The sequence below is a fragment of the Burkholderia sp. Ax-1720 genome (assembly GCF_011753035.1).
Lineage (GTDB): Bacteria > Pseudomonadota > Gammaproteobacteria > Burkholderiales > Burkholderiaceae > Burkholderia > Burkholderia gladioli.
The window spans coordinates 1-6928 of sequence record NZ_VWWK01000263.1; the positions used below are offsets into that span (position 1 = coordinate 1).

Below are 6928 nucleotides of genomic sequence, written 5' to 3' on the forward strand. Positions count from 1 at the left end.
TGCAGCCGGCCGCGACGCCGAGCGCCAGCGCGGCGGCGATCGACAGGGCAAGGCGGCGGGCGCCCGCGGCGCGGCCTCGCGGCGCGCTGGACAGGATGCGGATTCCGGAAAGGAGCATGGCGAACGGGGAACGGAACGAGCCGCCATTATCATCGCGGAGCATCCCGGCGCGCGCCCGAATAGGCAACATAAGCCGCCCCGGCGCCCTCGCGCGGCGAGGCCGGAAATCGAGCCGAAAATCGGGCCCGAAGTGCCGCCGGCGCTGATGCCGGGCATCGCGAGCGCTGCCCGATGAGCGTCACGATTTGACGCTACAATGGTCGCCGCCCGTGCATGCCGCGCGGGATTCGCCCGATCCGCCGAGGTGTCCTCGATGAGCCCAGCCCCCGCTTCCTCCAGCCGCCGCGCCAGCCCGCTGCGCTATGTCGTGCTCGCCGCCGTCGCGGTGGCGATCGCCGTCGCCGGTTATTTCGCGCTGAACGGCAAGTCGAGCGTGCCCGACGCCACCTTCACCCTGCTCTCGGGCCAGAAGGTCTCCACCAGCTCGGACCTGAAGGGCAAGGTCTACCTGGTCAATTTCTGGGCGACCAGCTGCGAGACCTGCATGAAGGAAATGCCGCAGATGGTCCAGACCTACAACCGCTTCAAGGGCCAGGGGCTCGAATTCGTCGCCGTGGCGATGAACTACGATTCGCCGATGTACGTGGCCAACTACACGCAAACGCGCCAGTTGCCGTTCAAGGTCGCCTTCGACGACGGCTCGCTCGCCAAGCAGTTCGGCAACGTCCAGCTCACGCCCACCACCTTCGTGGTCGACAAGGACGGCAAGATCCTCAAGCGCTATGTCGGCGAGCCGCAGTTCGCCGAGCTCGACCAACTGCTGCAGAAGGCGCTCGGCAGCAACGCCTGAACGCCGCCTCCCGAACGAGACAAAGCCGGCCGCGCCTCCAGGCGCCGCCGGCTTTGTTGTTTGCGAGGCCGATTTCCCGAGTCGATGACCGCAAGCTCGCGAGCCGCCTCGAACGCCCCGCTCAGCGCTCGTTCTCGCCCTTGGTCGACAGCCCGTAGCGCTTGATCTTCTCGTAGAGCGTGGCCTTGCCCACATGCAGCCGGTCGGCCGTGGCGGCCACCGCGCCGCCCGTGAGCGTGAGCGTGTCGGCGATCACCGCGCGCTCGAACTGCTCGACGCGCTCCTTCAGCGACTGCTCGGCGCCGGCCGCCTCGCGCGCCTCGGCGCCGCCGGCCGGCTCCATCACGCCCTCGGTCACGCCCAGCACGAAACGGTCGGCGGCGTTGCGCAGCTCGCGCACGTTGCCGGGCCAGTCGCGCTGCATCAGGCTCTCGCGCTGCCGGTCGGTGAGGTGCGGCGCCGGGCGGCCGTAGCGCACCGCCGCATCGAGCATGAAGTGCTCGAACAGCGGCACGATGTCTTCGCGGCGCTCGGCCAGCGGCGGCAGCGCGATGGTCACCACGTTCAGGCGATAGAGCAGATCCTGGCGGAAGGTGCCAGCCGCCACGTGCTCGCTCATGTCGCCCTTGGCGGCGGCCACCACGCGGCAGTTCACGCGAATCGGCTGGTTCGAGCCGAGCCGCTCCAGCACGCCGTCCTGCAGCACGCGCAGCAGCTTCACCTGCAGCGCGAGCGGCATGCTCTCGATCTCGTCGAGGAACAGCGTGCCGCCCGAGGCGTATTCGAGCTTGCCGACCCGCCGCTTGGCCGCGCCGGTGAAGGCGCCGGGCTCGTAGCCGAACATCTCGGACTCGAACATCGGCTCGGGCAGCGCCCCGCAGTTGACCGCGATGAAGGGCTTGTCGCGACGCGGCGACATCTCGTGCAGGCTGCGCGCGATCAGTTCCTTGCCGGCGCCGGTGTCGCCGTTGATCAGCACCGAGGCGTCGGTCGGCGCGACGTTGGCGATCAGCCGGCGCACCTGCTCGATCGCCGGGCTGCGGCCGATGATGCGCGGCGCCACCACGCCCTGCACCGCCAGCTCGCGACGCAGCGCGAGGTTCTCCAGCACCAGCTCGCGCCGCTCGATGGCGCGGCGCACGGTCTCGATCAGGCGCTCGGTGGCGAAGGGCTTCTCGATGAAGTCGTAGGCGCCGTCGCGCATCGCCTGCACCGCCATGGTGATGTCGCCATGGCCGGTGACCAGGATCACCGGCACCTCGGCGGCGCGCTCGCGGCACTGCGCCAGCAGCTCCAGGCCACTGGCGCCGGGCAGGCGGATGTCGGACACCACCGCGCCGACGCGCTCGCCGAGGATCGCCTTCTCGGCCGCCTCGGCCGAACCGAAGCCGGCCACCTCGAAGCCGGCGAGCTGCAGGCTCTGCACGGCGGCGCGGCGCACCAGTTCGTCGTCTTCGATATAGATAACCTGCAGGCGGTTCGCCATCCTGTTTCACCCAATATGGTTCGATGCCGCGGCCGGCGCGCAGAGCCGCGGGATGCTCAGCGGCCGGTCGCGAAACTCTGCGGATGATGCGTGCGGGCGCGGCGCAGCGTCAAGGCGAACACCGCGCCGCCCTCGGGCGCATTGCGCGCCTGCAGCGAGCCGCCCGCGTCGCTGGCGATCGAGGAGGAAATCGCGAGACCCAGGCCGAGCCCGCGCCCCATCTCCTTGGTGGTGAAGAACGGCTCGAACAGGCGCGGCAGCAGCTCGGGCGGCACGCCCGGGCCGTTGTCGGCCACCGTGATCACGATCGCGCCGGGGCTCGCCTCGATGGTCACCAGGATGCGCGGCGCGGCCACCCCGGCCACCGCGTCGAGCGCATTGCCGAGCAGGTTGATCAGGATCTGCTCGAGGCGCAGGTCCTCGCAGATCGCCACCAGGTCGGCGTATTCGAGCGAGGCATCGAGCGGCGCCGGGCCCTGGCCCGGATGCAGCGCATCGTCGAGCTCGACTTCCAGGTTCACCGCCTGCAGCCGCTCGCGCAGCAGCGAGGCGACGTTGCGCAGCGCGCGCGCCACCTGGGCACGCTCGTTGCGCGGCCGCGCGCGGCCCACGAACAGCTTGAGCTGGTTGGTGATCTTGCCCATGCGCTCGGTCAGCGAGGCGATCGCCTCCAGGTTGTCGCGCGCGGCGGCCTGCTCGCCGCGTTCGAGCAGCACCCGGGTGTTGTCGGAGAAGCTGCGCAGCGCCGCTAGCGGCTGGTTCAGCTCGTGGGTGATGCCGGCCGCCATCTGGCCGAGCGCCGCCAGCTTGCTGGCCTGCACCAGCTCGTCGTGGGCGGCGCGCAGTTCCAGCTCGGCGCGGATCCGGTCGCCGACCTCCTTCTGCAACTGCTCGTTGGCCTGCGAGAGATCGGCGGTGCGCTCGGCCACGCGCTGGTTCAGCTCCGCGTAGGCGTTCTGCAGCAGCGCGCGGCCGCGGATCATCTCCTTGACGCGCGCGCGGCGCATGCGCCAGTAGAAGGCCAACAGGAAGATCGAGACCACGCCGAAGCCGGTCACCACGGTGGCATTGCGCGCGTCGGTGTCGACCGGTTCGATCGGCGCGAGCGTGACCAGTTGCCAGTCGGGCTCGCCGAGCCGGCGCTGGGTGGCCAGGTAGCGCGGCGCGCGCATGCCGGCGCCGATCCGCACGATCTCGGCGCCCGGGCCGAGCACGCGCTCGACCCGGATCGGCACCGGCGTGACCGGCTGCTGCGCGTACTGGCGCGTGGCGTAGATCGAATCGGCGACGCTGCCGGTGAGCGGCTTGAGCGTGTGGTATTTCCAGGCCGGCACCGAGGACAGGAAGATCACGCCGTGATCGTCGGCCACCACCAGCGGCTCGGAGGCGTCGGCGCCCTGGAACCATTCGAGGTTGAGCTTGACCACCGCCACGCCGACGATGCGCCCCTCGCGCCGCACCGGCTGCGAGATGTAGTAGCCGGGATCGTGCGAGACCGTGCCGATCCCGAAGAAGCGGCCCACCCCGCCCTTGATGGCGTCGATGAAGTAAGGCCGGAAGCGGTATTCCATGCCGACGAAGCTGTCGGGGTCGCGCCAGTTGCTGGCCGCCACGCAGCGCCCGTCGGCGCCGATGATGTAGGTGGTGGTGGCGTGCGCGTGCCGGTTCAGGTCCTCGAGGTAGCGGTTGGCCCGCTCCACGTAGCCCGGCGTGTCGACGTTGGCGAGCACGTCCTGCACGAAGGGATGGCCGCCCAGCAGGTAGGGCAGCGATTCGTAGCGGTCCAGCGTGCTCTTGAGCGCGCTGGTGGTGCGATCGACGCGCACGCCCGCGTTGCGGCGCAGCTCGTCGATGCCGCGCTGCCAGGTGATCGTCCAGGTCAGCGCGCAGGCGGCGGCCAGCAGCGCGACGAGCACGAGCAGAACGAGCAGGCGGCGCTTCACGTTCGCGGTTTCCGGAAAATGGGAATCGCCTATTGTGGCATAGCCGCCCGCGCCAATCGATGCGGGGCCGGCCCGCTCGAACGCTCTCGCGCCGCCGGTGCCGGCCCCGCCGCGCAGCGGCGGCTTCTCGCGCGCCGCTGCTTCCTGCTTCACCTGTTACGCCTTCGCGGTGGTATCGCTGGCCGCCAGTTCGCCGTTGAGCGCGGCGCGCAGCTTGTTGCGGTCCAGTTCCTTCTCCCAGGCCGACACCACGATGGTGGCCACGCCGTTGCCGACGATGTTGGTCAGCGCGCGGCATTCGCTCATGAAGCGGTCGATGCCGAGGATCAGCACCATGCCCGTCAGCGGGATGGTCGGCACCACGGCCAGCGTCGCGGCCAGCGTGATGAAGCCCGCGCCGGTCACGCCGCTGGCGCCCTTCGAGGTCAGCATCGCGACCGCCAGCAGCGTGAGCTGCTGCATCCAGGTCAGTTCGATGTTGGTCGCCTGGGCGATGAACAGCACGGCCATCGTCATGTAGATGTTGGTGCCGTCGAGGTTGAACGAGTAACCGGTCGGCACCACCAGGCCCACCACCGAACGCGAGCAGCCGGCCTTCTCGAGCTTCTCCATCAGCTGCGGCAGGGCCGCTTCCGAGGAGCTGGTGCCCAGCACGATCAGCATCTCTTCCTTGATGTAGCCCACGAAGCGGATCACCGAGAAGCCGGTGAAGCGCGCGATCGCGCCGAGCACCACCACCACGAACACCGCCGAGGTCAGGTAGAAGGTGCCGATCAGCTTGAGCAGCGGGATCAGCGAGCCGACGCCGTACTTGCCGATGGTGAAGGCCATCGCGCCGAACGCGCCGATCGGGGCCAGCTTGGTGATGATGTGGACGATCCCGAACAGCACGCGGCTGGTGCCCTCGATGAAGTCCGTCACCACCTTGCCGCGCTCGCCGAGGTGCGCCAGCACGCTGCCGAACAGCAGCGCGATCAGCAGGATCTGCAAGATCTCGCCCTGGCCGAAGGCATCGAACATGGTGTTCGGGATGATGTGCATCAGGAAGTCGACGGTCGACTGGCCGTGCGCCTTGGCCGCGTAGGAGGCCACTTCCTTGCCGTTCAGCGTGGCCGGATCGATGTTGAAGCCGGCGCCCGGACGCAGCAGGTGGGTGGCCGCCAGGCCCAGCACCAGCGCGAAGGTCGAGACGATCTCGAAGTACAGCAGCGCCTTGCCGCCGACCCGGCCGACCTTCTTCATGTCTTCCATGCCGGCGATGCCGGTCACCACCGTGCAGAAGATGATCGGGCCGATCACCATCTTGATCAGCTTGATGAAGCCGTCGCCGAGGGGCTTCATGTCGACCGCGAGGGACGGATAGTAATGGCCGAGGATCACGCCGACGATGATGGCGAAGATCACCTGCACATAGAGCACTTTATAGAAAGGTTTCTTCTTCACGATGAGTCCAGTTTCCAGAAGGATGAAGTAAGCCTAGAGAACCGGCGTCACGCGCGCGGACGAATGTCAGGGGGAGCCATTCGCCCGCGCGGCTGCCGTGCCGCAACAAGCGACGGCCTCAGACCATCCGGGGGGAAGGATACGGGTGGGGCGTCATCGGTTGTCTCCTTGCTGCTGTCGTTGTCCGGCCGGGGGATCGGCCTTGCGACAGATATACGCAAGCTCGATGCCAGCTTGGCGACAGCAGGCAAGCCCTTGATTTTTATCGTTTTATGGAAATTGGCGCGGCGCGCGCAATCCGATTTTCCGGAAATCCGGAAAGCGGCGCGTCCGGTATTCCGGACGATTGGGAAATAATGTGTCGGGCCGTTTACGCGACACGAGCGACACGAGCGGCGCGGAGGCGCCGGGGCGGCCGGCCCGCCCGCCGCGCCGGCGCCTTCGCCTCAGCCGCGCCCCAGCGCGATATAGCGCGCCAGGTGGTGATCCTCGTCGCCGAGCTGGTGGTCGATCATCACCAGCCGTTTCGCGTAGTGCGAGAGCGGCAGCTCCCAGGTCATGCCGATCCCGCCATGCAGCTGGATCGCCTCCTCGGCCACGCGCGTGCCGGTGCGCCCGATCGTGTACTTGGCCGCCGACAGGGCCCGCTCGCGCTGGGCGCGCGGCGCCTCCAGCGCGGCCGCCGCGTTGATCACCGCCGAGCGCGCCTGCTCGATCTCCAGCAGCAGGTCGGCGACGCGATGCTGCAGCGCCTGGAAGCTGCCGATCGGCAGGCCGAACTGCTTGCGCGTGCGCAGGTAGTCGATGGTCTGCGTCTTCACCACCTCCATCGCGCCGATCGCCTCGGCGGCCAGGGCCAGCAGGCCGAAGCCGGTGACGCGCTCGAGCAGCTCGGCGCCGTCGCCGGCCAGCCGCGCGCCCGCTTCCAGTTGCACGCCGTCGAGGCGCAGCTCGGCCGCGCGGCCGCCGTCGATGCGCGCGTAGTCGCGCAGCGTCAGGCCGGGCGTCTCGCGCGGCACCACGAACAGGGCCAGGCCGTCGGCCGCGTCGTCCTCGCCGGCGAGCCGCGCCGACACCACAAAGAAGCCCGCCTGCGCGCCGTGCTCGACCACCGCCTTCGCGCCGTCCAGCTTCCAGCCCTCGCCC

At 69.3% G+C, this 6928-nt stretch carries 7 protein-coding genes; 3 read left to right on the forward strand and 4 right to left on the reverse strand.

All coding sequences use genetic code 11. The features are described from left to right. Together F3J18_RS37970 and F3J18_RS34580 are read left to right on the forward strand one after the other, a co-directional pair. Positions 1 to 295, forward strand: a 295-nt coding sequence (locus F3J18_RS37970) for a hypothetical protein (RefSeq protein ID WP_205195691.1), incomplete at its 5' end; no start/stop codon positions are given. Positions 296 to 373: 78 nt separating this feature from the next. Continuing rightward, on the forward strand, positions 374 to 910 hold the full coding sequence (locus F3J18_RS34580; protein WP_166916604.1) for a TlpA disulfide reductase family protein: 537 nt from the start codon (positions 374 to 376) through the stop codon (positions 908 to 910). A gap of 121 nt (positions 911 to 1031) precedes the next feature. On the opposite strand, the gene F3J18_RS34585 is transcribed toward F3J18_RS34580, so the two are convergent. From F3J18_RS34585 to F3J18_RS34595, 3 genes are all read right to left on the reverse strand, one after another. Continuing rightward, on the reverse strand, positions 1032 to 2396 hold the full coding sequence (locus tag F3J18_RS34585; protein WP_025097056.1) for a sigma-54 dependent transcriptional regulator: 1365 nt from the start codon (positions 2394 to 2396) through the stop codon (positions 1032 to 1034). Positions 2397 to 2452: 56 nt separating this feature from the next. Beyond that, a complete protein-coding gene (locus F3J18_RS34590) occupies positions 2453 to 4396 on the reverse strand; it encodes an ATP-binding protein (RefSeq protein WP_345891783.1) in 1944 nt (647 codons plus the stop codon). A gap of 99 nt (positions 4397 to 4495) precedes the next feature. Further along, positions 4496 to 5782 (reverse strand): dicarboxylate/amino acid:cation symporter, encoded by a 1287-nt coding sequence (locus F3J18_RS34595; RefSeq protein WP_025097058.1) that lies wholly within the window; start codon positions 5780 to 5782, stop codon positions 4496 to 4498. Positions 5783 to 5950: 168 nt separating this feature from the next. On the opposite strand from F3J18_RS34595, the gene F3J18_RS34600 reads away from it, so the two are divergent. Next, the gene (locus F3J18_RS34600; protein WP_166916608.1) at positions 5951 to 6139 is read left to right on the forward strand and encodes a hypothetical protein; all 189 of its coding nucleotides are present in this window, start codon (positions 5951 to 5953) and stop codon (positions 6137 to 6139) included. A gap of 89 nt (positions 6140 to 6228) precedes the next feature. Here the strand turns inward: F3J18_RS34600 and F3J18_RS34605 are convergent. Then, the coding region (locus tag F3J18_RS34605; protein ID WP_205195692.1) for an acyl-CoA dehydrogenase at positions 6229 to 6928 on the reverse strand (700 nt) is incomplete at its 5' end.

Bases quoted from the DNA above. Each gene is read 5' to 3' on its own strand.
- F3J18_RS34580 (WP_166916604.1), top strand. From the start codon at position 374: ATGAGCCCAGCCCCCGCTTCCTCCAGCCGCCGCGCCAGCCCGCTGCGC.
- F3J18_RS34585 (WP_025097056.1), bottom strand. From the start codon at position 2,396: ATGGCGAACCGCCTGCAGGTTATCTATATCGAAGACGACGAACTGGTG.